The following is a 25,315-nucleotide window of genomic DNA, read 5'->3' as shown; positions in this document are numbered from 1 at the left end:
CTTATAATCTCTGCTGAATTACAGGCAGAATTCGCCTGTTAAAAACCGCTGAGATCATTAATGATTAAAGAGACGCGGTTTTCCGTTCCCGCCAGTCGTACTGGCGTTCTTTTAAGGAAAGTTTCATTTATGGTCAATCTTCGCCAGCCCAGGGATGTTGCGCAAATTTTGCTGTCGGTGCTGTTTCTGGCCCTCATGATTATTGCGTGTCTGTGGATTGTTCAACCCTTTATTCTCGGCTTTGCGTGGGCTGCGACCGTTGTCGTGGCCACGTGGCCTTTGCTGCTGCGCTTGCAGAAGCTGCTGTTCGGCCGTCGTGGGCTCGCCGTGCTGGTCATGACGCTCCTGCTGTTCCTGCTGTTTATCATTCCAATTGCCCTGCTGGTAAATAGCCTGGTGGATTCGAGTGGCCCGGTTATTCGCGCCATTAGCAGCGGCGACCTGACGCTGCCGGATCTCGCCTGGCTGAACAGCATTCCGCTGGTGGGCGCCAAACTCTACAGCGGCTGGCATAGCCTGCTGGAGATGGGCGGCAGCGCGCTGATGGCAAAAGTCCGCCCGTATATTGGCACCACCACCACCTGGTTTGTCGGGCAAGCGGCGCATATCGGCCGCTTTATGATGCACTGTACCCTGATGCTGCTCTTCAGCGCCCTGCTCTACTGGCGCGGCGAGCAGGTGGCTTTAGGCGTTCGTCACTTTGCCACCCGCCTGGCGGGCAAACGCGGTGACGCGGCGGTGCTGCTGGCCGCGCAGGCCGTGCGCGCGGTTGCGCTGGGCGTGGTGGTCACCGCGCTGGTGCAGGCGGTGCTGGGCGGGATCGGTCTGGCGATTTCCGGCGTACCGTACGCCACCGTGTTCACCGTGGTCATGCTGATGACCTGTCTTGCGCAACTGGGACCTCTGCTGGTGCTGGTTCCCAGCATTATCTGGCTCTACTGGACGGGCGATACCACGTGGGGAACGGTGCTGCTGGTCTGGAGCTGCGTGGTCGGCACCATGGATAACGTGATTCGTCCGATCCTCATCCGCATGGGCGCAGACCTGCCGCTGATCCTGATCCTCTCCGGGGTCATTGGCGGATTGATTGCCTTTGGCATGATTGGCCTGTTCATCGGCCCGGTGCTGCTCGCCGTCACCTGGCGTCTGTTCTCTGCCTGGGTGCATGAAATTCCGCCGCCGGGAACTGACCCGGACGTGATTTTGAGCGAACTGGAAGAGCTGGAAGAGAAGAACACGCATTAAGGTATGCTGCCGGGTGGCGTTAACGCTCACCCGGCCTACACTTTCCCGCATGATACTTAAACACTGCTAAAGTATTTATTCGTTGCTCACTGGTCAGACCCGCCTTTTCAGCAGTAAGTCTGCTAATAACCTCAAGAATTCTTTACGTCTCTTTAACTATTGAGACGAATCCGATCGACGCTAAATAACACAATGCCTACTATTAGCACACGGTTATAAATCAACACCTTGATTTATAAGCATGGAAATCCCCTGAGTGAAACAACGAATTGCTGTGTGTAGTCTTTGCCCATCTCCCACGATGGGCTTTTTTTTATTCTGACTACGCGCGTTGAACCTCACAGGTACTGAGCATCCGCCACTCAGCCGGCAACACCCGCGTTTCCCCTGTCGCATTGACCATCACCGTCTCGCGGATATCCGCCGACGATGCGCCAACCTGCAGCTCAAACTCGCCCGGCTCGACGATGCGTTTTCCGTCGCGACGGGTGAAGTTGAACATCTCAACCGGCAGCGTGAAGGTGAGCGTGGCGGTTTCTCCCGGCGAGAGCGTGACGCGCTGGAAGGCCTTCAGCTCCTGAAGCGGCCGCACCTGCGTGGCGACCTTATCCCTGACGTAAACCTGCACCACCTCGCTGCCGCTGCGCTCTCCGGTATTGGTGATATCCACGCTCAGCCTCACCTCACCGTCGACCGGTACGCTGCTTTCGGCGACGCGGACAGCGCCCCAGCTAAACGTCGTCCAGCCGAGGCCGAAGCCAAACGGGTAACGTGAGCCGAAATGGAACGCAAACGGTGTACCGCCGCTTTTGAGCTTGTGATTGTAGTAATACGGCATCGCACCGGCGCTTTTCGGCACGCTCACCACCAGGCGACCCTGCGGCTCCGCACGCCCGGTTAACACGTCCGCAATCGCCCAGCCCCCTTCCTGCCCCGGCGCCCAGGCCATCATCAGCGCCGCGACCTTATCTTCCAGACCCTGCAGGTTGTATGGACGCCCCCCGGTCATGACCACAATCACCGGTTTACCGGTGGCGACCAGCGCTTCCAGCAGCTGTTGCTGCACGCCCGGCAGGTTCAGGGAATCGGTATCGGAACCTTCCCCCACGGTACCGCTCTGAAACAGCCCGGCGAGATCGCCCACGCAGGCCACCACCACGTCACTCTCCTGCGCGGCGTTCACGGCCTCGGGGATCGGGGCGGTACTTTGCGATACCGGTGACTGCTGCATCGGTTTGCCGCCGCTGTCGCCCGGGAAGACCGGCGCGCCCGCCATCCGTTTTTCGATGATGTGGCACCCTTTGGCATAGCGGACGTTCGATGTACCGAGATACTGCTCCAGCGCCGCGCGCGGGGTCGTGACCTGCGAGGTCTCTTCCACCATATCGCTGATGATCAAATGCACCGGGAAGCTGTAGCCGCTGAGTAACGCCAGCGGATCGTCTGCCGTCGGCCCCACCACCGCCACCCGGGGTTTACCGCCGAGCGGTAAAATGCCGTTATTTTCCAGCAGCGTGAGCGATTTCGTCGCCACCTCCCGCGCGGCCTGGCGGGTCATATCGTTTTGCAGATCGATACCGTTTTCATCCGCGTACGGCTTTTCAAACAGGCCAAGGCGGAATTTTTCCGTCAGCGTACGCGCCACGATCTCGTCGACCTTCGCCATAGCGATCAGCCCGCGCTCTACCGCTTCCGCCAGATGCCGCGCGCAGTCGTCTTTCGGCAGCTCAACGTCCAGCCCGGCGTTGAACGCCAGCGCAGCAGATTCGGCCGCGTCGTGGGAAATCCCGTGGTGCTGGTGCAGCAGGCTGACGCCGCCGTAGTCCGCGACAATAATCCCGTCGAACCCCCACTGCTCTCGCAGGACGGTGGTCAACAGGAAGCTGTCGCTGTGCCCCGGCTGGTTATCAATATCGTGGTACGCGGGCATAACCGAACCGGCGTTTGCCAGCTTGACCGCCATTTCGAACGGCAGCAGGAAGGTGTCGTTCAGCTCGCTGAACCCCAGGTGGACCGGCGCATGGTTGCGCGCTCCTTCGCTGAACGAATGCCCCACGTAATGCTTGAGCGTCGCCAGCAGATCGCGCTTATCGCCCTGTAAGCCCTTCACGTAGGCGGTCGCCATTACGCCCACCAGCCAGGGATCTTCCCCGAAGGTCTCTTCGGTTCGCCCCCAGCGCACGTCGCGTGACACGTCCAGCACCGGCGCCAGCCCCTGCTGGCAGCCGACGGAGCGCGCCTCTTTGCCAATCTGCTCTGCCGCCCGCTGCACCAGCTCCGGATCCCAGGTCGAACCGTAGTTCAATGACGACGGGAACAGAGTGGCATCTTTGCACAGCAGCCCCACCAGACACTCCTCGTGGAATAGCGCCGGGATGCCGAGCCGCGTCTCTTCCATCATCATGCGCTGCAGGCGGTTCGCCGCGCGCACGCCGGTTTTCGCGTCAACGATATGGGTGCCCAGCGGCCGCGTGATCTGCCCGACGCCGAGCTTCAGCCGTTCGCTGAGCGCAGCCTGCTCGCTCACGCCGGCGAATTCGTCACTCAGGTCGCTGCGCTCGCGGTGGTTACCGTTTTCATCGAGGATCAGCCAGTACGCGTGCATCTGGGCGAACTTCTCTTCCGGGGTCATGCGCGCCAGTAAATCGGCGACGCGCTCGTGCACGGGACGTCCCGCGTCCTTATAGATAGTCGTCATGTTTTACTCCTGTAGTGCGGAAGGGGTTGCCGGGCGAAGCTGCCCCGCTTCGGGTCTGACTTCACGCTTGCTGGCCAGCTCCCTGGCGATGGAATCCACCAGCCGGCTGTTGAGTTTGTAGATAGCAAGCAGCGCGACCATGCAGAGGAACAGCGCGCATGGGATAAGGGTGAACAGCGCGTTGATGGTCGAGAGAACGCCTGGCGCCTGGGTTGCCTGGCCCGGGGCGTAATCCACCATGCCAAGCACCCAGCCGACGACCGCCCCACCCAGCGCCAGGCCAAACTTGATGGCAAACAGCGCGGTGGAGAAGACCAGCCCGTCCAGACGACGACCGCTGCGGTGCTCTTCGTAGTCGACCACATCGGAGAACATGGTCCACTGCAGCGGCGTGGTGAGGTTTTGAATAAAGCTAAAGACGATGTTAAGGCCAAAGATTAGCCACACCTGTGAAGGAGGCAGGAAGAAAATCAGCGCGCCGAAGATAACGAAGGAGATAATCGTCCACTGGTAGGCGCGCACGCGGTCAAATTTCCCCAGCAGCCGTTCAGATAATAATGCGCCGCTTAAGGAGGCCACCATGCCGGAAACAATAAAGGCAAAAACCAGATCCGGGCGCAGCAGCACATAGTTCACGTAATACATGGTGGCGGAACCGCGCGTCACCACCGCCGTTAACAGCAAAATATTAAACAGAAACACAATCCGCCACTGGCTGTTCCCGGCCAGCAGTTTTAAATCGGTGAGCATGGAGCCGGAGGTATCATTGCGCGGAGAATAACGCTCGCGGGTCATCAGGAAACAGCAGAAGAACAGCACAATTCCCAGCAGACCCATCAGGCTCATGGCATAGAAATAGCCTTTCTGCACGTTGCCCTGGCCTAACAGTGAGACCAGCGGCAGGGCGATAACCGTCACGATCAGCCCGCCGATAAACGACAGCCCAAAGCGCCACGACTGCAGAGAATGACGCTCGCGCGGGTCCAGCGTCAGCGCGCCGGGCATAGCGCAGTAAGGCACGTTAATTGCGGAGTAAATCAGGCTTAAAATCGCGTAGGTCACGCAGGCGTAAACGATTTTTGCCGTCGGCCCAACGTCCGGCACATAGAAGGTAATGAGGCAGCTCACGCCAAACGGGATAGCAAACCACAGCAGCCAGGGACGGAAACGTCCGTGACGCGTCCGGGTGCGGTCAACCAGTGCGCCAATGCACGGATCGACAAACGCATCGACCACGCGCACCACTAAAAACATGGTGCCCATAATCGCGGCGGGCAGCCCAAATACGTCTGTATAAAAATAAGCGAGAAATAAGGTTGCCGTTTGCCAGACCAGCGCGCTGGCCATATCGCCTAAGCCATAACCTATTTTATCTTTGGTACGCAATACAGAGGAGAGTGTCATTGTTATTTGCCTTTTTATCAGGTTAAAACGTATTTCAACCAGTTGCGCATCTTCTTAAGGGAAATGCGCAGTAAGGCTCAAGTATTAGCAACGGTTTGCGCGCTAACAATTGTCTAAATTGACAGACAAATTATGATATTTGGTTTTTTACTTTATTTGTGATGGGGAGCAAATAAGAAATGAAATAAAAAAGGCGAGGAATAATATCCTCGCCTTTTCGGGTCAGCGTGGCGTTACTTGTTCAGTTCCGCCAGGCTCAGCCAGGTTTGCACCACGGTGTCCGGGTTAAGGGACAGGCTATCGATCCCCTCTTCCATCAGCCATGCGGCAAAGTCTTCATGGTCGGATGGACCCTGACCGCAGATCCCGACGTATTTACCCTGCTTCTTCGCCGCGCGGATGGACATGGAGAGCAGCGCTTTCACCGCCTCGTTGCGCTCGTCGAACAGCTCGGAGACCACGCCGGAGTCGCGGTCCAGACCCAGCGTCAGCTGCGTCATGTCGTTCGAGCCGATAGAGAAGCCGTCGAAGTGCTCGAGGAACTGCTCGGCCAGCAGGGCGTTGGACGGGATTTCGCACATCATGATGATCTTCAGCCCGTTCTCGCCGCGCTTCAGACCCTGACGCGCAAGCTCGTCCACCACCGCTTTCGCCTGATCCACGGTACGCACGAACGGGATCATGATTTCAACGTTGGTCAGCCCCATGTCGTTGCGCACGCGTTTCACCGCCTCGCACTCCAGCGCAAAGCAGTCGCGGAAGCTGTCGGACACGTAGCGTCCGGCTCCGCGGAAGCCCAGCATCGGGTTCTCTTCTTCCGGCTCGTAGCGCTCGCCGCCTACCAGGTTGGCGTATTCGTTAGACTTAAAGTCTGACAGACGCACGATCACGCGTTTCGGATAGAAGGCGGCGCCCAGCGTCGCGATCCCTTCGGTCAGACGACCGACGTAGAACTCTTTTGGTGAGTCGTAGCCTTTCATCATCTCGCGGATTTCGTTCTGCAGCTTCGGATCCTGGTCGTCAAACTCCAGCAGCGCACGCGGGTGAACGCCGATCATACGGTTGATGATAAATTCCAGACGCGCCAGGCCAACGCCTTCGTTCGGCAGGCAGGCGAAGTCAAACGCGCGGTCCGGGTTGCCGACGTTCATCATGATCTTCAGCGGCAGGTCCGGCATGGTATCCACGCTTGAGCTCTTCACGCTGAAGTCGAGGATATCGGCGTAGACGTAGCCGGTATCGCCTTCGGCACAGGAGACGGTCACGTTCTGGCCGTCCTTCATGCGTTCGGTGGCGTCACCGCAGCCGACAACCGCGGGAATGCCCAGCTCGCGGGCAATGATCGCCGCATGGCAGGTACGACCGCCGCGGTTGGTGACGATAGCCGCCGCTTTCTTCATGATCGGTTCCCAGTCCGGGTCGGTCATGTCGGTCACCAGCACGTCGCCTGGCTCAATACGGTTCATCTCGCTGATGTCGTGGATCACTTTGACCGGACCGGCACCGATGCGGTGACCGATGGCGCGGCCTTCCGCCACGATTTTACCCTGCGCGTGCAGCGTATAACGCTCCATCACCTGACCGCGAGAGCGGACGGTTTCCGGACGCGCCTGCACGATAAACAGCTTGCCGGTGTTCCCGTCTTTTGCCCATTCGATGTCCATCGGACGGCCGTAGTGTTTTTCGATCTGCACCGCCTGCTTCGCCAGTTCCTGCACTTCGGCGTCGGTCAGAGAGAAGCGGTCGCGCTGCTCCTGCGGTACATCTTCAATTTTAACCTGCTTGCCATGCTCCTGGGTCGGGGCATAGATCATGCGGATTTTTTTCGAGCCCATGGTGCGGCGCACCACCGCCGGACGGCCAGCGGCCAGCGTTGGCTTGTGGACGTAAAATTCGTCAGGGTTTACCGCGCCCTGCACCACCATCTCACCCAGACCCCACGCGGAGGTGATAAACACCACCTGGTCGAAGCCGGATTCGGTATCAATGGAGAACATCACGCCGGATGAGCCCACGTCCGAGCGCACCATGCGCTGCACGCCAGCGGAGAGCGCCACGCCGCGATGGTCGTAGCCCTGGTGCACGCGATAGGAGATGGCGCGATCGTTGAACAGGGAAGCAAACACGTGCTTCACCGCCACCAGCACCGCATCGTAACCCTGGACGTTCAGGAAGGTTTCCTGCTGCCCGGCAAACGAGGCGTCCGGCATATCTTCTGCGGTCGCAGAGGAACGTACGGCAAAGGAGGCCTGCGCATCGTCAGCTGAGAGCTGGTTGTACGCGTCGTGAATGGCTTTTTCCAGTTCCGGCTGGAAAGGTGTGTCGATGATCCACTGGCGGATCTGCGCCCCGGCTTTGGCAAGCTCGGTTACGTCATCAATATCCGTTTTATCCAGCAGGTCGTAAATGCGCTGGTTAACACCGCTCTGGTCTAAAAACAGGTTAAAGGCATCGGCGGTGGTGGCAAACCCGTTCGGTACGGAGACACCCATACCTGACAGATTTGTAATCATTTCACCCAGGGAGGCATTTTTGCCCCCAACTCTGTCTACATCATTCATGCCGAGTTGGTTATACCAAAGCACCAGCGGTGACGAGCCATTGTTGGACATCGAAACAATCCTTTTGTGATATTTGATCGGAGTAAGTAACACCTGACTACGTATTTATACTGGCATATTTATTTCCGCTAAAAAAACGGTGAATCGTGTAAGCAATTTAAAATTTCAACTTTTCGGATACTTTCCCATCAACGATTAACCCGATGATTCCTCTATATTCAGCCAGAAACCCCAAAAATAAAGTCGCTATTTGAAAAATGAAATCCACTTTTCAGGAAAATCAAAAACAGTGTTTCATTCATAATTAGGATAAGTTCTTTGCTGTGTAATTTACTTTTTTAATTTATGCTTTCAGACAATTAGGTCTGATATTCAGGGTGAGTAAAATGGATAGTGCTGTCGATCGCCACGTTTTTTATATTTCTGATGGTACGGCGATCACCGCCGAGGTGCTGGGCCACGCGGTGATGTCGCAGTTTCCCGTCTCGATTAACAGCATCACGCTGCCGTTTGTCGAAAACGAGAGCCGCGCTAAAGCGGTGAAGGACCAGATTGACGCCATCTACCAGCAGACCGGCGTCCGCCCGCTGGTGTTCTACTCTATCGTGATCCCCGAGATTCGCTCCATCATTCTGCAAAGTGAAGGCTTCTGCCAGGATATCGTGCAGGCGCTGGTGGCGCCGCTGCAGAGCGAGCTTAAGCTCGACCCGACCCCGATTGCCCACCGAACCCACGGGCTGAACCCCGGTAACCTGACCAAGTACGACGCGCGTATCGCCGCTATCGACTACACCCTGGCCCACGACGACGGTATTTCGCTGCGAAATCTCGACCAGGCGCAGGTGATCCTGCTTGGCGTGTCGCGCTGCGGCAAAACCCCGACCAGCCTTTATCTGGCGATGCAGTTTGGCATTCGCGCCGCAAACTACCCGTTTATCGCCGACGATATGGATAACCTGGTGCTACCCGCCGCCCTTAAGCCGCTGCAGCACAAGCTGTTCGGCCTGACGATCAACCCTGAACGCCTTGCGGCCATCCGTGAGGAGCGTCGCGAGAACAGCCGCTACGCCTCCATGCGCCAGTGCCGGATGGAGGTCTCCGAAGTGGAAGCGCTGTACCGCAAAAACCAGATCCCGTGGCTGAACAGCACCAACTATTCGGTTGAAGAAATTGCCACCAAAATTCTCGACATCATGGGGCTTAATCGCCGCATGTACTAATATGCTAGTACATTAGCTCAGATTCAGGTATCATCACCTGCAACCACGGGGCGGTGTCGCCCCGAACTTGAAATCAGCAGGGATTGGTTTAAGGTGATGCCCATCACTTCCCGGTAGTCTGCCGATGAAGCAAAAATTTTCTGAGACATTCCATGAATAAAACCGATGAACTCCGCACTGCGCGCATTGACAGCCTGGTCACGCCGGCTGAACTGGCACAGCGGCATCCCGTTTCCGCCGCCGTCGCGGAACATGTGACGGCCTCCCGCCGCCGCATTGAAAAAATCCTGAACGGTGAAGACAAACGTCTTCTGGTGGTGATTGGGCCTTGCTCCATCCACGATCTGGATGCCGCGATGGATTATGCAAAACGACTCCAGGGACTGCGGGATAAGTACCAGCATCGCCTTGAGATCGTGATGCGCACCTACTTTGAAAAACCGCGCACCGTGGTGGGCTGGAAAGGCCTGATTTCCGACCCTGACCTCAACGGCAGCTATCGCGTTAACCACGGTATCGAGCTGACGCGGAAGCTGCTTTTACAGGTCAACGAGCTGGGCGTTCCGACGGCGACCGAGTTTCTCGATATGGTGACCGGGCAGTTTATCGCCGATCTGATCAGCTGGGGCGCGATTGGCGCGCGCACCACCGAAAGCCAGATCCACCGTGAGATGGCCTCTGCCCTCTCCTGCCCGGTCGGCTTCAAAAACGGGACCGATGGCAACACCCGTATCGCGGTTGATGCCATCCGCGCTGCCCGTGCCAGCCACATGTTCCTGTCGCCGGACAAGAGCGGTCATATGACCATCTACCAGACCAGCGGTAACCCTTACGGGCATATCATCATGCGCGGCGGGAAGAAACCCAATTACCATGCCCAGGATATTGCGGCGGCCTGCGAAACGCTGGCCGAGTTCGACCTGCCGGAACATCTGGTGGTGGATTTCAGCCACGGCAACTGCCAGAAGCAGCATCGCCGCCAGCTGGACGTCTGCGATGAGATCTGCCAGCAGATCCGCAGCGGCTCGACCGCCGTTGCAGGGATTATGGCTGAGAGCTTTATCAAAGAAGGCACGCAGAAAATCGTTGCCGGACAGCAGATGGTTTACGGCCAGTCGATCACCGACCCGTGCCTGAGCTGGGAAGACAGCGAACTGCTGCTGGAAAAGCTGGCAGCTGCGGTTGATTCTCGCTTCTGATGTTATTGTCGGGTGGCGCTGCGCTTACCCGACCTACGATTGTGCCCTTCTCCCTCTCCCTGTGGGAGAGGGTCGGGGTGAGGGCATCAGACCGCACCTCCCCCCCCAAATTTGATCCCCTCATCCTTTTTTCACAAAAACGCTTGCCGTCAATTTGTACTTTATTGATAATGATTATCATTGTTACATTGATTGCCATTTATAAACATTATGTCACGTACGGATAACAGCGCGGCAACGCAAGAAAAAACACACACAGCGCCAGCCCCCGCCGAGCGTCGCATTGACAGCAAAACCCTCCTCGGCGATGAGGGACGGGTCATTATCGAGCATGACGGACAGCGCTATCTTCTGCGCCAGACCCATGCCGGAAAACTGATCCTCACAAAATAAACAACACCTAAAAATACGCCAGCCACCCAGGTTATCCCCAGGCAGCCAGCGCTTTTCACTTCTTATGGAGAGTTGCTATGCCACACCTGCCTTCCGCATCTTTACGTCCGTCACTTCTGGCGCTGGCGATTGCCAGTACCCTACCGGGCGTCGCGTTCGCCGCCACAGACGACATTACCGTCACCGCCACGGGCAACGCCCGCAGCACCTTTGAAGCGCCCATGATGGTAAGCGTAATTGACGCCAGCGCGCCGGAGAAACAAACCGCAAGCTCGGCGGCCGACCTGCTGCGTAACGTCCCCGGTCTGACGCTGGACGGCACTGGGCGCACTAACGGGCAGGACGTCAACCTGCGCGGCTATGACCGTCGCGGCGTGCTGGTGCTGGTTGACGGCGTGCGTCAGGGCACCGACACCGGCCACCTGAACAGCACCTTTCTCGATCCCGCGCTAATCAAACGTATCGAGGTGGTCCGCGGCCCGTCGGCCCTGCTGTACGGCAGCGGCGCGCTGGGCGGCGTGATCTCTTATGACACCGCCGATGCCAACGATCTGCTCGAACCGGGTAAAAACAGCGGCTACCGCGTGTTTGGAACGGGCGCAACGGGCGATCATAGCCTCGGGATGGGGGCCAGCGCCTACGGCCGCACCGATACGCTTGACGGTCTGGTCTCCTGGTCCAGCCGGGATCGCGGTGATGTCCGCCAGAGCGATGGTGCAACCGCGCCTAACGACGAATCCATCAACAACATGCTGGCGAAAGGCAGCTGGAAAATCGACCCCGCCCAGACCCTGAGCGGCTCCCTGCGCTACTACAACAACGCCGCTCAGGAGCCGAAAAACCCGCAAACCACCGGGGCGGACAGCAGTAACCCGATGACCGACCGCTCCACCATCCAGCGCGATGCGCAGGTCGGCTACCACATTTCACCGGAAGGGTACGACTGGCTGGACGCCGACGCGAAGGTCTACTGGTCCGAAGCGCGCATTAATGCCCAGAACGTCGACGGTAGCGGTGAGTTCCGCAAGCAGACCACCAAAGGCGGCAAGGTGGAAAACCGCACCCGTCTGTTCAGCGACACCTTTGCAGCACACCTTCTGACCTACGGCGGGGAATACTATCGTGAGGAGCAGCATCCGGGCGGGGCAACCACCGGCTTCCCGGACGCGAAAATCGACTTCAGCTCCGGCTGGCTGCAGGATGAGATCACCCTGCGCGATCTGCCTGTTACCCTGCTGGGCGGCACGCGCTATGACAGCTACCGCGGCAGCAGCGACGGCTACAAAGATGTGGATGCAGACAAGTGGTCATCCCGCGCCGGGTTAACCATCAGCCCAACCGACTGGCTGATGCTGTTTGGCTCTTACGCGCAGGCCTTCCGCGCGCCGACCATGGGCGAAATGTATAACGACGCCAAACACTTCTCCATTGGCCGCTTCTATACCAACTACTGGGTGCCAAACCCGAACCTGCGCCCGGAAACCAACGAAACGCAGGAGTTTGGTTTTGGCCTGCGCTTTGACGATCTGATGCTTGCCAATGATGCGCTGGAGTTTAAAGCCAGCTATTTCGACACCAAAGCCAAAGACTATATCTCCACCACCGTCGATTTTGCCGCCGCGACCACCATGTCGTACAACGTTCCGAACGCCAAAATCTGGGGTTGGGATATGATGGCAAAATACTCGGCCGATCTCTTCAGCCTCGATCTGGCCTACAACCGCACGCGCGGGAAAGACACCGATACGAGCGAGTACATCTCCAGCATTAACCCGGACACCGTCACCAGCAAACTGGATATCCCGGTGGCGCAAAGCGGGTTCTCCGTCGGCTGGATCGGTACTTTTGTCGATCGCTCAACGCATATCAGCAGCAGCTACAGCAAGCAGCCGGGCTATGCGGTCAACGATTTCTACGTGAGCTACAAAGGCCAGGAGCGGCTCAAAGGCGTGACCACCACGCTGGTGCTGGGCAACGCCTTTGACAAAGCGTACTGGTCACCTCAGGGCATTCCGCAGGACGGTCGTAACGGCAAGATTTTCGTAAGCTATCATTGGTAATTCCCTTCGGGGCAACTATTCAGAAGGAAGAGACAATGAATCACTACACGCGCTGGCTTGAGCTAAAAGAAGCCAATCCGGGTATGTACGCGCGCGACGTCGCGGGGTTAATGAACATCAGTGAAGCAGAGCTGACCTTTGCCCGCGTAGGTCACGACGCCTGGCGACTGCGCGGTGAAATCCGCGAGATCCTGGGCGCGCTGGAGGCGGTGGGCGAAACCAAATGTATCTGCCGCAACGAATACGCCGTACACGAGCAGGTCGGGAGATTTACCAACCAGCACCTGAACGGCCACGCCGGGCTGGTGCTGAACCCGCGCGCGCTGGATCTGCGCCTGTTCCTCAACCAGTGGTCGAGCGTGTTTCACATCAGTGAAGCCACCGCACGCGGCGAGCGGCAGAGCATTCAGTTCTTCGATCACCAGGGCGATGCCCTGCTGAAGGTCTACGCCACGGACAACACCGACGTTTCCGCCTGGGGCGACGTGCTGACCCGCTTTATCTTTGCCGACAACCCGCCGCTGGCGTTGAGGATAGCCGATGCTCCGGCTCATGCAGAAAACGCAAATGCCGCTCTCGTGGATAACGAGTGGCGCGCCATGACCGACGTTCATCAGTTCTTCAGCCTGCTCAAGCGCCATAACCTCAGCCGCCAGCAGGCGTTTCGCCTGGTGGGTGACGATCTGGCCTGCCGGGTAGAAAACACCGCGCTGGCGCAGCTCCTGGAGACGGCGCGTCGGGACGGTAACGAAATCATGGTCTTCGTCGGCAACCGCGGCTGCGTGCAGATCTTCACCGGCGCGGTGGAAAAGCTGGTGCCAATGAAAGGCTGGCTGAACGTCTTTAACCCAACCTTTACCCTGCATCTGCTTGAAGGATCCATTGCGGAAACGTGGGTCACGCGCAAGCCGACGGCTGACGGGCATGTCACCAGCCTGGAGCTGTTTGCCGCCGACGGAACGCAAATCGCCCAGCTGTACGGCCAGCGTACGGAAGGCGAACCGGAGCAGAGCCAGTGGCGCAGCCAGATTGACGCCTTAACGGCGAAAGGGCTGGCCGCATGAAACGGTGGCTTGCCCTGCTTAGCGCCCTGCCCCTGCTGGCGTCTGCGGCGGCGCAGGAGAAAATCGTTACCCTCGGCGGCGACGTCACCGAGATTGTCTACGCTCTCGGCGCGGCGCCCTCGCTGGTGGCCCGCGACAGCACCAGCCAGTGGCCGCAGGCGGCGAATTCGCTGCCTGACGTGGGCTATCTGCGCCAGCTCAATGCGGAAGGGATCTTATCCATGCGCCCCACGCTGGTGCTGGCCAGCGCTCAGGCGCAGCCGTCTCTGGCGCTAAAGCAGGTTGAGCAAAGCCACGTCAGGGTGATCGCTGTTCCTGCCAGTAACGACCTGAACGTCATTGACGAAAAGGTGCGGATCGTCGCTGAAGCGACGCACCGCGAGGTCGAGGGGGAGGTCCTGCGCAGCACGCTGCGCCAGGCACTGTCGGCGCTTCCCGCGTCGCCGCTCAATAAGCGGGTACTGTTTATTCTCAACCACGGCGGGATGACCGCCATGGCCGCCGGACAACAGACCGGCGCGGATGCTGCCATTCGTGCGGCGGGGCTGCAGAACGCGATGCAGGGGTTTACCCGCTATCAGCCGCTGTCTCAGGAAGGCACGATAGCCAGCCAACCCGATCTGGTGGTGATTTCTCAGGACGGTCTCAACGCCCTGGGCGGTGAAGCGAATCTGTGGACGCTGCCCGGCCTGGCGCAAACCCCGGCGGGACGGAACAAGCAGGTGCTGGCGATTGACGATATGGCGCTGCTGGGCTTCAGCGTGCGAACGCCGGAAGCCATCCAGCAGCTGCGTGCCAAAGCGGAGCTGCTGCCCTGATGTCCCGGCGGATCGCCTTATCGTTATGGATGCTGACCGCGATCCTGACCATCATGACGCTCGCAGCGACCGGGGTTGGGGCATTACACCTGCCGATCAGCCTGCTGTGGAACGGGACCGACGAGGCGCTGCGTCAAATCTGGCTGACAATCCGCCTGCCTCGCGTGCTGCTGGCGCTGGCGATCGGCGGTTCACTGGCGCTGGCGGGTTGCGTGATGCAGGGGCTGTTTCGAAATCCGCTGGCGGACCCGGGACTGCTCGGCATCAGCAGCGGCGCGGCGCTCGCCGTTGCGCTGTGGGTGGTTCTTCCGCTCTCGCTGCCTGCACTGGTGATGCTGTATGCCCCAATGCTGGCGGCGTTTCTCGGCGCGCTGGCCGCCACCTTCGTGATTTTCCTGCTCAGCCGACAGCGTGACGCTTCCCTGTCGCGCCTGCTGCTGGTGGGAATTGCTATCAACGCCCTGTGCGGCGCGGCCGTCGGGGTGCTGTCATGGCTCAGCAATGATGCCCAGCTTCGCCAGCTTTCGCTCTGGGGAATGGGCAGCCTCGGCCAGGCGCAGTGGTCAACGCTGCTGGCCGTCGCGTCGCTGATGGTTCCCACCGTGCTCGCGATCTGGCGTCTGGCAGGCGCCCTCAACCTGCTGCAGCTGGGTGACGAAGAGGCACATTACCTCGGCGTGGAGGTTGCCGCCGTGCAGCGGATCCTGCTGTTGTGCAGCGCCCTGCTGGTGGCCGCCGCCGTTGCGGTCAGCGGCGTGATCGGCTTTGTCGGCCTGGTGGTGCCGCACCTGGTGCGCATGTGGCTGGGAGCCGACCACCGGGCCGTGCTCCCCGGCTCGGGGCTGGCCGGCGCGTTGCTTCTGCTGGTTGCCGATACGCTGGCGCGCAGCCTGGTCGCACCGGCGGAAATGCCGGTCGGCTTACTGACCAGCCTTCTCGGCGCGCCGTGGTTTCTGTGGCTTATCTTTCGTCGCGGAGGTGCGCATGGCTGAACGCTATTGTGCTGAAAACCTTGTTTTTCGCGCCGGACAACGCACGCTGATTCACGACGTGTCGCTGACCTTATCTCAGGGCGAGCTGGTGGCGCTGATTGGCCCCAACGGCGCCGGGAAATCAACGCTGTTGCGGCTGCTGACCGGCTACCTTAAACCTGCGGGCGGACGGTGCAGCCTGGCGGGCACACCGCTTGCGGCCTGGCAGCCGCACAGGCTCTCCCGCTACCGGGCGGTAATGCGCCAGAACACGCAGCTCGGATTTGACTGGCCGGTTGAGGCGGTCGTCGGTATGGGGCGAGCGCCCTGGACCCGCACGCCTGAAGCGACGGTTATTGAGGAGGTCATGGACGTCACCGGCTGTTTACCGATGGCGGGCAGGCAGTTTGCCGCGCTCTCCGGCGGCGAGCAGCAGCGCATCCAGCTCGCCCGCGCGCTGGCTCAGCTCTGGTGCGACGGCGCGCCGCGCGGCTGGCTGTTCCTTGATGAACCGACGTCTGCGCTGGATCTCTATCACCAGCAGCATCTGCTGCGCCTGCTGAAATCCCTGACCCGTCGGGGTCATCTGCACGTGTGCGCGGTGCTGCACGACCTTAATCTGGCGGCGCTGTGGGCGGACCGCATCCTGCTGCTGCATGACGGCAGAATCGTGTCCCAGGGAGCACCGGAAACCGTTTTGCAGGCCGACGCACTGGCGCGCTGGTACGGCGCGCAGGTTATCGTCGGCAGGCATCCGGCTCACGCCGCGCCGCAGGTGTTTCTCGCCCCCTGATTGGGCTGGTAAAAATCTTTCAGCGTTTCCAGCAGGGCATGCGCCGCTTTAGAGAGCTGCGTGTGTCCTGGATGGATCGCTCCAATGCACTTTTCTATCGGCGGGTTATCCAGCGGAATACAGACCGCGCCCAGCGCCGTCATCTGCGCCTCGCAGAGCGCCGGAACGGCGCTGCCGCCCAGCCCGCTCGCGACCATTCTCCCGACCGTCACCAGCTGATGACTCTCCAGCGCCACGTCCAGCTTTCTGCCGCTTCGCGCCAGCTCCTCCTCCATCATCAGACGTACCGCCGAAGGGCGCTGCAGGGTGATGAAATCCAGCGTCAGCAGCTCTTCCCATGACAGGCGCTTCTTGCCTGCCAGCGAGGAATCTTTCGGCACAATGGCCACAAACCTGTCGAGGCCCAGCGGGGTAAACAGCAGGTTGTGCGTTGGCGCGGGCTCAAAGGCGATCCCCATCTCGACCCGTCCTTCCCGCACCATCTCTATCACCTGCTCGTTAATGACATCATGCACGGTGACGTTGATCCCGGCATGGCGATCGCGAAACGCTTTTAGCACCTCGGGCAGGACATTCGCGGCAAACGACGGCATAGCCGCGACCGAAATTTTACCGCGCTGCAGGGTAAAGCACTGGTGCATCGCCTCTTCGACGTTATCCCAGTCGGCAAGCAGCTGGCGCGCCATCGGCAAAAACGTCTCCCCCTCCTGCGTCAGCGCGACCTTGCGCGTGCTCCGCTGCAGCAGCGGCCCGCCGAGCGCATCCTCCAGCGCTTTAATCGTCAGGCTCAGGGCCGGCTGGGAAAGATTCAGCCGTTCGCTGGCGTGCGCAAAATTGAGAGTGTGAGCTACCGCTAAAAACGCGCGTAACTGTTTGACACTCATTCTCATTTTTCATCCTGTTAACCAATTGAAAAAATTTAGTTAACAGTAAATTAATAAAAAAACCAAATGAGTGGGTCACAAATTCAAAATTAACAAATGAGTCGCCGCCCCTAATGATACCGGCACGGATAACGGGAGGGATAACTATGGCGGGACTGGACAAGCGCGTCGGCAGCTATGCGCAGGCGCTGGAAGGGCTGACGGACGGAATGACCTTGCTGGCGGGCGGCTTCGGCCTGTGCGGGATTCCGGAGAACCTGATTGCAGAGGTCAGACGCCGTCAGGTGAAAGATCTGACGGTGGTATCAAACAACTGCGGCGTGGACGGTTTCGGTCTCGGGATACTGCTCGAAACGCGGCAGGTTCGCAAAGTGGTGGCCTCTTACGTCGGCGAGAACGCCCTGTTCGAGCGGCAGGTGCTGAGCGGCGAACTGGAGATTGAACTCACGCCTCAGGGCACGCTGGCGGAAAAGGTGCGCGCGGGCGGCGCGGGTATTCCGGCATTTTACACGGCCACCGGCTACGGCACGCCCGTGGCTGCCGGCAAAGACGTGCGCCAGTTTGCGGGGAAGCACTACATCCTCGAGGAGGCGATCGTGGGAGATTTCGCGCTCATTAAGGGCTGGAAAGCGGACTGGTACGGCAACGTTGTCTATCGGCATACCGCGCAAAATTTTAATCCGCTGATGGCAACGGCGGGCCGGATAACGGTCGTCGAGGTGGAAGAGATTGTTGCACCGGGCGAGCTGCCCCCGTCGGCCATTCATACCCCGGGAATTTACGTCGACAGGCTGATTGTCGGCCAGTTTGAAAAACGCATTGAACAGCGCACCCTGCGCGCGGAAGGAGTCTGACGATGTTAACCCGTGAACAGATGGCCATGCGCGTCGCCCGCGAGCTGCGCGACGGGTATTACGTCAACCTGGGGATCGGTATTCCTACCCTGGTGGCGAACTACATTCCGGACGGAATGGACGTGATGCTCCAGTCGGAAAACGGGCTGCTGGGGATGGGGGCTTTTCCTGACGAGCAGAGCCTTGACGCCGACATGATCAACGCCGGTAAACAGACCGTGACCGCGCGCACCGGCGCGGCCATTTTCGACTCGGCCCAGTCGTTTGCCATGATCCGCGGCGGTCATGTCGACCTGACCGTGCTGGGCGCGTTTGAAGTGGACGTCGAGGGCAATATCGCCTCGTGGATGATCCCCGGAAAGATGGTGAAGGGCATGGGCGGCGCGATGGATCTCGTCGCCGGGGCGCAGAACATCATTGTGGTGATGACCCACGCCTCGAAAAGCGGTGAGTCAAAGCTGCTGCCGCGCTGCACGCTGCCGCTCACGGGCGCGGGCTGTATCCGTCGGGTCCTCACCGACCTCGCTTTGCTGGAGATCGAGGACGGCGCGTTCATCCTGCGGGAATACGCTCCCGGCGTCAGTATCGACGAAATTGCGGCTAAGACAGCCGGGAAAATGATTGTGGCGGACGACGTTCGCGAGATGCGCTTCAACTGAGGACTCACGATGAAAGAAGTCATGATTGTCGGGGCAACGCGGACCCCCATAGGCAGTTTTCGCGGCTCGCTATCGTCCCTTTCGGCGGTTGAACTGGGGGCCGTCGCGGTGCGGCAACTGCTGGAGAACAGCAATCTTCTCGAAGAACAGGTAGATGAACTGATTTTCGGACAGGTGCTGACGGCGGGATGCGGGCAAAACCCCGCGCGTCAGACGGCCATCGCCTCCGGATTACCCGTCAGCACGCCGGCGACAACGGTCAACCTGGTGTGCGGCGCGAGCCTAAAAGCGGTGCAGCTCGCCGCGCAGGCGATCCGCTGCGGCGACGCGAACGTGGCCATCGCTGGCGGTCAGGAGAGCATGAGCAACGCCCCCTATCTGCTGGACGGCGCGCGTTCAGGGCTGCGTTTTGGCCATACGGGCCTGCAGGACAGCATGATTACCGACGGGCTGTGGGACGCGTTCAACGATTATCACATGGGGATCACCGCTGAAAACGTCGCTCGTGAGAATGCCATTTCCCGCGAGCAGCAGGACGCCTTCGCCGCCCGGTCGCAGCACAAAGCGGCCTTTGCCATCGAAGCGGATCGGTTTGACGCCGAGATAGCGCCGGTGACGGTAAAACAGGGCAAAAAACCGCCGCTTATCGTCAGCCGTGACGAACAGCCCCGGCCTGGCACTACCGCTGAGCAGCTGGCGCAGCTGCGCCCCGCCTTTTTGCAGGCGGAAGGCACGGTGACGGCCGGAAATGCGTCAACGCTCAACGACGGTGCCGCCGCGGTGCTGCTGATGAGCGGCGAAAAGGCGCGGGAGAGCGGTTTGCCGATCCTCGGTCGCATCGTGAGCTACGCCGTGACGGGCGTTGACCCGTCGGTAATGGGCATCGGTCCGGTCAGCGCCTGCCGGACGGCGCTGGCGAGGGCGGGCTGGACGCTCGATGACGTGGACCTCATTGAAGCCAATGAAGCCTTTGCCGCCCAGGCGCTGGCGGTAGGCAAGCAGCTCGGCTGGGATGAGCGCAGGGTGAACGTTAACGGCGGCGCTATCGCCCTGGGTCATCCGATTGGCGCCTCCGGCTGCCGCATCCTCGTGACGCTGCTGTACGAAATGCAGCGCCGTGACGTCAAAAAAGGGCTCGTCACCCTGTGCGTGGGCGGCGGGCAAGGCATTGCTCTGACCGTCGAGCGGTAAGCATCTCGTTGGTACCCGAATAATAACTAAAGTGAGGAGTCGTAATGAGCGTGTTAATTGCCCTGGCGGCGCTGGCGCTGCTGATGCTGGCGGCCTATCGCGGATACAGCGTTATTTTGTTTGCGCCGATTGCGGCGCTCGGCGCCGTGCTGCTGACCGATCCGGGTGCCGTCGGCCCGACGTTTACCGGTCTGTTTATGGAAAAAATGGTGGGCTTCGTCAAGCTCTACTTCCCGGTGTTCCTGCTGGGGGCCGTTTTCGGCAAGCTGATTGAGCTTTCCGGTTTCTCACGATCCATCGTCGCGGCCGCGATTCAGATCCTGGGCCGTCGCCACGCCATTCCGGTGATTGTCCTGGTGTGTGCGCTGTTAACCTACGGCGGCGTGTCGCTGTTCGTGGTGGCGTTTGCAGTGTATCCGTTTGCCGCGGAACTGTTCCGCCAGAGCGGCATCCCTAAGCGGCTGATCCCGGCCACCGTGGCGCTGGGGGCATTTTCGTTTACCATGGACGCCCTGCCCGGCACGCCGCAGATCCAGAACATCATCCCCACCAGCTTCTTTGGCACGAACGCCTGGGCCGCGCCGTGGCTTGGGCTTATTGGCTCTCTGTTTATTATCGTCTTTGGCCTGCTCTGGCTGGAGCGCCAGCGTCGTAAGGCGTTCAATAACAACGAAGGCTACGGCACGGATCTGAAAAATGAACCCGAAACGCCGGATAACATTAACCTCCCGCACCCGCTGATTGCTATCTCCCCGCTGCTGGTGGTGGGCATACTGAACCTGCTGTTTACCCGCTGGATCCCCGGCTGGTACGGCACGACCCACGAGCTTACTCTGCCAGGCCTGGCGAAACCGATTGTGACCGAGGTGGGCAAGATCACCGCCATCTGGGCCGTGGAAGCGGCGCTGATCTCCGGTATCGTGCTGGTGCTGATTTTTGGCTTTCGCAATATCCGGGGTCGTCTGGCAGAAGGCAGCCGGACCGCGGTGAGCGGTGCCATTCTGGCGGCGATGAATACCGCCTCGGAATACGGTTTCGGCGCGGTGATCGCCGCCCTGCCCGGGTTCCTGGTGTTATCCAAAGCGCTGGCGGCCATCCCGAATCCGCTGCTGAATGAGGCCATCAGCGTGACGGTGCTTGCGGGGATCACCGGCTCGGCGTCCGGCGGGATGAGCATTGCCCTCGCCGCCATGTCCGACTCGTTTATCGCCGCCGCCCACGCCGCCAATATCCCTCTTGAGGTGCTGCACCGCGTGGCCTCTATGGCGAGCGGCGGGATGGATACGCTGCCCCATAACGGCGCGGTGATTACCCTGCTGGCGATTACCGGCCTGAGCCATCGCCAGGCCTACGGCGGCATTTTCGCTATCACCATCATTAAAAGTCTGGCAGTGCTTTTTGTCATTGCCGTGTTCTATCTGACCGGCATTGTGTAAGGAGAGAAAGATGAATCTGAACGGTAAGACCGCGCTGGTGACGGGCTCGACCAGCGGCATTGGACTTGGGATCGCCCGCGTACTGGCGAAGGCCGGAGCGCAGCTGATCCTCAACGGTTTCGGCGACAGCGAATCAGCAAGAGAAGAGATTGCGCAGCTGGGCAAAAAGCCGGGCTATCACGATGCGGACCTGCGTGACGTGCTGCAAATTGAAGCCATGATGCGCTACGCCGAATCGCAGTTTGGCGGCGTGGACATCCTTGTCAACAACGCCGGGATACAGCATGTCGCGCCGGTTGACGCGTTTCCGGTGGAGAAATGGAACGACATTATCGCCATTAATCTCTCCTCGGTATTTCACACCAGCCGGCTGGCGCTGCCCGCCATGCGCGAGAAAAACTGGGGGCGCATCATCAATATCGCCTCCGTTCACGGGCTGGTGGCCTCAAAAGAGAAGTCAGCCTACGTTGCCGCCAAGCATGGCGTAGTGGGCTTTACGAAATCGCTGGCGCTGGAAACCGCCCGCACCGGTATTACCGCCAATACCATCTGCCCGGGCTGGGTACTGACGCCGCTGGTGCAACAGCAAATCGACCAGCGCATCGCTGAAGGCGTCCCGCCGGAGCAGGCTCGCGATCGGCTTCTCGCGGAGAAACAGCCTTCGGGCGAGTTTGTCACTCCGGAGCAGCTGGGTGAACTGGCGCTGTTTTTGTGCAGCGATGGCGCCGTGAACGTTCGCGGCGCCGCGTGGAATATGGATGGCGGCTGGGTTGCGCAGTGACTTTTGCCGGGTAAGGCGATGCCGCCACCCGGCAAAATCTCTAACTTGAGCAGCTGACCTCCAGCCGCTTGCCCCAGTCAGGCGGGCGGCTGACGTAGTCATCATCCCGGTCGGCAAACGGCGTGCGCAACGCCAGATGCAAACGGTGTAGCTCGTCATACTTCCCCTGCTCTGCCTGCTCAATCGCCCGCTGCGCCAGCCAGTTGCGCAACACCATCGCGGGATTTGTCGCGTTCATCTGCGTCTGGCGGGTAGCGTCGTCCACCTGCTCCTGCTGCAGCCGCGCGCGGTAAGTGGCAAACCAGTCGTCAAACGCCTGTCTGTCAATAAACTCGTCGCGCAGCGGCGAGGCCGCACTGTGCTGCTCCGTCTGGCCCAGCATCCGGAAGGTACGGGTATAATCGCTGCCCTCGCGCGCCATCAGGGCAAACAGACCGTTGAGGATGTCGTTATCGCCCCTCTCCTGCGTCATCAGCCCCAGCTTGTTGCGCATCAGCGAGCCGTATTCTCGCAGCAATATGTCCTGATAGCTGTCGAGCGCATCATTGAGGGCATCTACGTCGATGAACGGCGACAGGGTTTGCGCAAGCCGCTGCAGGTTCCACAGGCCAACCGCGGGCTGATTGTCAAAGCTGTAACGTCCCTGATAGTCGGAATGGTTGCAGATATAGCCAGGCTGATAATCGTCCAGGAAACCAAACGGACCGTAATCAAAGGTCAGCCCGAGGATCGACATGTTGTCCGTATTCATGACGCCATGCGCAAAGCCCACCGTTTGCCAGCGGGCAATCAGGCTTGCGGTACGGGCAACCACATCCCTGAACCAGAGAACGTATTTATCCGCCTCGTCCTGCAAATGCGCCCAGTGGTGACGAATGGCAAAATCAGCCAGCTGGCGAACCTTGTCCGGCTCGCGGCGATAGTAAAAGTGCTCAAAATGGCCGAAGCGCAAATGGCTTTGCGCAATACGCATCAGCATTGCCCCTTTTTCCACCGTTTCGCGCGCTACCGGCGTATCGCTGGTGATAATCGACAGCGCGCGCGTAGTGGGAATACCCAGGGCATGCATCGCTTCGGACGCCAGGCACTCGCGAATCGTTGAACGCAGCACCGCGCGCCCGTCGCCCATTCGCGAATAGGGAGTAAGGCCTGCCCCTTTCAGGTGCCAGTCAACCGTTCCCCCGTTGGGAAGCCGTTGTTCGCCGAGCAGGATCCCCCTGCCGTCGCCCAGCTGCCCCGCCCAGACGCCAAACTGATGTCCGCTATAGACCTGAGCCAGAGGTTGCATCCCGGCGAGAAGCGTTTCACCGCCCCAGACGCCAGCGCCCTCTGAAAGCTGAAACAGCTCAGGCGGAATGGCCAGTTCTTCTGCCAGCAAATCGTTGTGCCAGATAAGGCGTGAATTTTGTAACGGTGTTGGTTTGAGTGCGGTGTAAAAGCCAGGCAACTCGTCATGCCAGTGAGCAGTAAAAGACAGGGTCATAAGTCCTCCTGCTTTTAGTGTAGAGGGTTTACCCGGACTTAAACACGGGCGAAAGCAAGGGTTATCGCTGCTGAACCAGCGATGTAACGTGCTCCGCAGAGACGGCTGGCCAGAGTGCGCCCTGCATGGCGCCAAAATTGAAGGACAAAACGCGTTGCAACAGGCCGTGGTCGTCAATGCCCGAGACGATCACTGACTGGCAGTGCGGTGTGATTTGCCAGAGGATGGCGCGCATAAAGGGCTCAAAAGAGAGCTCCGGGGCACGCTGCTGAATGAAGCCTTTGTCGAGAATAACCCGTTTAAATAATCCATCATAGACCGCTTTGAGCGATGCGGCACCTGCGCCAAAGTTTGCCAGGACCAACGGGAAATGGATTGCCATTCTCGCCAGCTGCAGATCGTCCTTTCCGTTATTTAAACCTGGATAATTCTCATTAACAGTAAACTCAAGAAACGGGTAACGCTCAAGGATTGAAACAGCGTTTCCATTACTTAATAAAAATTCAACTATTGCAGGTGTAATATTGATCCATGCAATTAACTGATGCTGAATAAAAAACAGTTTACAGGTATCAAGCAATTGCAATTTTTCGTTAAACAGCACTAACTCTTCAGCTGCTGAAAGCCGAGGGATAACGAGCTCAGTGGGGATCCGCACATCGCTGCCGACGCCAGTAAAGTTAACCAGAACCTCTAAACCTTTAAGCTCCCCTGCGCTATTACGAGCAGGCAGAAGCAGCAGTTCAGACTGGTAAGCATTATCTAGCGTAATAATCATTGCACTCGCTCCGCATTAAAGATGAGAGAGGACATCCTGGAGCAATTGCCGACACAATTCCACTGTCTTGATTTTAATAAGATTAATTTCATTAGTTCCGTATTTATTTTCAGATTTATCCCTGAATCTAAAATAATTTTATCCTGGTTGCCGAATAATAGCCAGTTTTAGATAAAACAGACACATGGAGGATTCGCTAATTTTAGATAAATTTAACTTTAAGCATCTTATTTGAGAAAAAACGGCATGATTTATTAGAGACCATGCCGTCATAAGAGAAGTGTCTGACAAAGACTATATACGTCGTGCCTGCCAGAAATTTTTACGCCAGTAAACATTATCAAGAGAAGAGCGCATCACCCCGCGGCTTGTCGAGGCGTGAATGAACTGATTGTCTGTATCATATATCCCCACATGAAGACCGCTTTCACCCGATCCGGTTTTGAAGAAAACCAGATCCCCGGGCAGAAGATCGTCTTTATCAATTTCAGTGCCAATTTCGGCCTGCTTGCGCGTTTCACGCGGAAGCTGTAAATCAAACTTGTCGCGGAACGTCATCAGAACGAAGCCGGAACAATCTACGCCGCCGCGGCTCATTCCGCCGTAGCGATAAGGCGTGCCGCGCCAGTTGCTCAGCTGATCGTTGAGGCTGGCAATGACGGTGATCGAATCTGAAAGCCGTGGGTTAGGCGGCGGCGCACGATGGCTACTGCATCCCGCAAGAAAAAGTGCGGCCATCAGGAGAAACCAGAATCGCATTTTCAGACGAATCCTCTGCTTTTTTTGTTCTTTTCGTAATTTAGCGTGCAATTGTGCTAAGAGG

At 59.0% G+C, this 25,315-nt stretch carries 21 protein-coding genes and 1 other RNA gene; 15 read left to right on the top strand and 7 right to left on the bottom strand.

Annotated features, from left to right (window positions below; genetic code table 11):
- Positions 1-129 precede the first annotated feature (129 nt).
- Both ydiK and rprA read left to right on the top strand, forming a co-directional pair.
- Positions 130-1,245 carry an AI-2E family transporter YdiK gene (gene ydiK, locus LBF07_RS20995; protein ID WP_033145295.1) on the top strand — a complete coding sequence of 372 codons (1,116 nt, stop codon included), beginning with the start codon at positions 130-132 and terminating at the stop codon, positions 1,243-1,245.
- 209 nt (positions 1,246-1,454) lie between these two features.
- An RNA gene (gene rprA, locus LBF07_RS20990) (antisense sRNA RprA) lies at positions 1,455-1,562 on the top strand.
- A 5-nt stretch (positions 1,563-1,567) separates the two neighbouring features.
- On the opposite strand, the gene LBF07_RS20985 is transcribed toward rprA, so the two are convergent.
- The 3 genes from LBF07_RS20985 to ppsA form a co-directional block, all read right to left on the bottom strand.
- Positions 1,568-3,943: a glycoside hydrolase family 3 N-terminal domain-containing protein gene (locus LBF07_RS20985; RefSeq protein WP_094935173.1), complete on the bottom strand. Its 2,376-nt coding sequence runs from the start codon at positions 3,941-3,943 to the stop codon at positions 1,568-1,570.
- A gap of 3 nt (positions 3,944-3,946) precedes the next feature.
- Complete coding sequence (locus LBF07_RS20980; protein ID WP_033145293.1) at positions 3,947-5,347, bottom strand: MFS transporter; 1,401 nt, start codon at positions 5,345-5,347, stop codon at positions 3,947-3,949.
- Between the two features lie 233 nt (positions 5,348-5,580).
- Complete coding sequence (gene ppsA / locus LBF07_RS20975) at positions 5,581-7,959, bottom strand: phosphoenolpyruvate synthase (RefSeq protein ID WP_023311316.1); 2,379 nt, start codon at positions 7,957-7,959, stop codon at positions 5,581-5,583.
- A 335-nt stretch (positions 7,960-8,294) separates the two neighbouring features.
- Between ppsA and LBF07_RS20970 the strand changes: the two genes are divergently transcribed.
- From LBF07_RS20970 to LBF07_RS20935, 8 genes are all read left to right on the top strand, one after another.
- Positions 8,295-9,128 (top strand): pyruvate, water dikinase regulatory protein, encoded by an 834-nt coding sequence (locus LBF07_RS20970; RefSeq protein ID WP_023311315.1) that lies wholly within the window; start codon positions 8,295-8,297, stop codon positions 9,126-9,128.
- 152 nt (positions 9,129-9,280) lie between these two features.
- Positions 9,281-10,327 carry a 3-deoxy-7-phosphoheptulonate synthase AroH gene (aroH, locus tag LBF07_RS20965; RefSeq protein WP_094935172.1) on the top strand — a complete coding sequence of 349 codons (1,047 nt, stop codon included), beginning with the start codon at positions 9,281-9,283 and terminating at the stop codon, positions 10,325-10,327.
- Positions 10,328-10,537: 210 nt separating this feature from the next.
- Entirely contained in the window at positions 10,538-10,720 is a 183-nt protein-coding gene (hemP, locus tag LBF07_RS20960; protein WP_094935171.1) for a hemin uptake protein HemP, read from the top strand.
- Between the two features lie 77 nt (positions 10,721-10,797).
- On the top strand, positions 10,798-12,780 hold the full coding sequence (locus tag LBF07_RS20955) for a TonB-dependent hemoglobin/transferrin/lactoferrin family receptor (protein WP_112778315.1): 1,983 nt from the start codon (positions 10,798-10,800) through the stop codon (positions 12,778-12,780).
- A gap of 35 nt (positions 12,781-12,815) precedes the next feature.
- The gene (gene chuS, locus LBF07_RS20950; protein ID WP_048977414.1) at positions 12,816-13,844 is read left to right on the top strand and encodes a hematinate-forming heme oxygenase ChuS; all 1,029 of its coding nucleotides are present in this window, start codon (positions 12,816-12,818) and stop codon (positions 13,842-13,844) included.
- The gene (locus tag LBF07_RS20945; RefSeq protein WP_112778313.1) at positions 13,841-14,662 is read left to right on the top strand and encodes a hemin ABC transporter substrate-binding protein; all 822 of its coding nucleotides are present in this window, start codon (positions 13,841-13,843) and stop codon (positions 14,660-14,662) included. The genes chuS and LBF07_RS20945 overlap by 4 nt, the downstream gene beginning before the upstream one ends.
- The gene (locus LBF07_RS20940; protein WP_094935168.1) at positions 14,662-15,654 is read left to right on the top strand and encodes an iron ABC transporter permease; all 993 of its coding nucleotides are present in this window, start codon (positions 14,662-14,664) and stop codon (positions 15,652-15,654) included. The genes LBF07_RS20945 and LBF07_RS20940 overlap by 1 nt, the downstream gene beginning before the upstream one ends.
- Entirely contained in the window at positions 15,647-16,426 is a 780-nt protein-coding gene (locus LBF07_RS20935) for a heme ABC transporter ATP-binding protein (protein WP_094935167.1), read from the top strand. Before LBF07_RS20940 ends, LBF07_RS20935 begins: the two co-directional genes overlap by 8 nt.
- Here LBF07_RS20935 and LBF07_RS20930 read toward each other — a convergent pair.
- The gene (locus tag LBF07_RS20930; protein WP_033145286.1) at positions 16,393-17,316 is read right to left on the bottom strand and encodes a LysR family transcriptional regulator; all 924 of its coding nucleotides are present in this window, start codon (positions 17,314-17,316) and stop codon (positions 16,393-16,395) included. The genes LBF07_RS20935 and LBF07_RS20930 overlap by 34 nt on opposite strands.
- Before the next feature lie 140 nt (positions 17,317-17,456).
- Here LBF07_RS20930 and LBF07_RS20925 point away from each other — a divergent pair, with 140 nt between their 5' ends.
- The 5 genes from LBF07_RS20925 to LBF07_RS20905 are packed head-to-tail and all read left to right on the top strand — an operon-like array spanning position 17,457 to position 22,231.
- Positions 17,457-18,164 (top strand): CoA transferase subunit A, encoded by a 708-nt coding sequence (locus tag LBF07_RS20925; protein WP_094935166.1) that lies wholly within the window; start codon positions 17,457-17,459, stop codon positions 18,162-18,164.
- A gap of 2 nt (positions 18,165-18,166) precedes the next feature.
- Positions 18,167-18,823 (top strand): CoA transferase subunit B, encoded by a 657-nt coding sequence (locus LBF07_RS20920; protein ID WP_029740425.1) that lies wholly within the window; start codon positions 18,167-18,169, stop codon positions 18,821-18,823.
- Between the two features lie 9 nt (positions 18,824-18,832).
- Positions 18,833-20,014 carry an acetyl-CoA C-acetyltransferase gene (locus tag LBF07_RS20915; protein ID WP_112778311.1) on the top strand — a complete coding sequence of 394 codons (1,182 nt, stop codon included), beginning with the start codon at positions 18,833-18,835 and terminating at the stop codon, positions 20,012-20,014.
- A 44-nt stretch (positions 20,015-20,058) separates the two neighbouring features.
- Positions 20,059-21,450, top strand: a complete 1,392-nt coding sequence (locus LBF07_RS20910; RefSeq protein WP_094935165.1) for a GntP family permease — start codon at positions 20,059-20,061, stop codon at positions 21,448-21,450.
- A 10-nt stretch (positions 21,451-21,460) separates the two neighbouring features.
- On the top strand, positions 21,461-22,231 hold the full coding sequence (locus LBF07_RS20905) for a 3-hydroxybutyrate dehydrogenase (protein ID WP_058840783.1): 771 nt from the start codon (positions 21,461-21,463) through the stop codon (positions 22,229-22,231).
- 40 nt (positions 22,232-22,271) lie between these two features.
- Here the strand turns inward: LBF07_RS20905 and selO are convergent, their stop codons facing one another.
- The 3 genes from selO to LBF07_RS20890 form a co-directional block, all read right to left on the bottom strand.
- Positions 22,272-23,714 (bottom strand): protein adenylyltransferase SelO, encoded by a 1,443-nt coding sequence (gene selO / locus LBF07_RS20900; RefSeq protein ID WP_094935164.1) that lies wholly within the window; start codon positions 23,712-23,714, stop codon positions 22,272-22,274.
- A 61-nt stretch (positions 23,715-23,775) separates the two neighbouring features.
- Complete coding sequence (locus LBF07_RS20895) at positions 23,776-24,492, bottom strand: EAL domain-containing protein (RefSeq protein WP_032657851.1); 717 nt, start codon at positions 24,490-24,492, stop codon at positions 23,776-23,778.
- A 294-nt stretch (positions 24,493-24,786) separates the two neighbouring features.
- On the bottom strand, positions 24,787-25,251 hold the full coding sequence (locus LBF07_RS20890) for an NlpC/P60 family protein (protein WP_008500650.1): 465 nt from the start codon (positions 25,249-25,251) through the stop codon (positions 24,787-24,789).
- Between the last annotated feature and the right edge of the window lie 64 nt (positions 25,252-25,315).

It is taken from the genome of Enterobacter cloacae complex sp. ECL352 (genome assembly GCF_020149545.1).
GTDB classification, from domain to species: Bacteria; Pseudomonadota; Gammaproteobacteria; order Enterobacterales; family Enterobacteriaceae; genus Enterobacter; species Enterobacter asburiae_B.
Note: the sequence above shows the minus strand (reverse complement) of the source record. Positions and strands in the feature narration are given on the sequence as shown.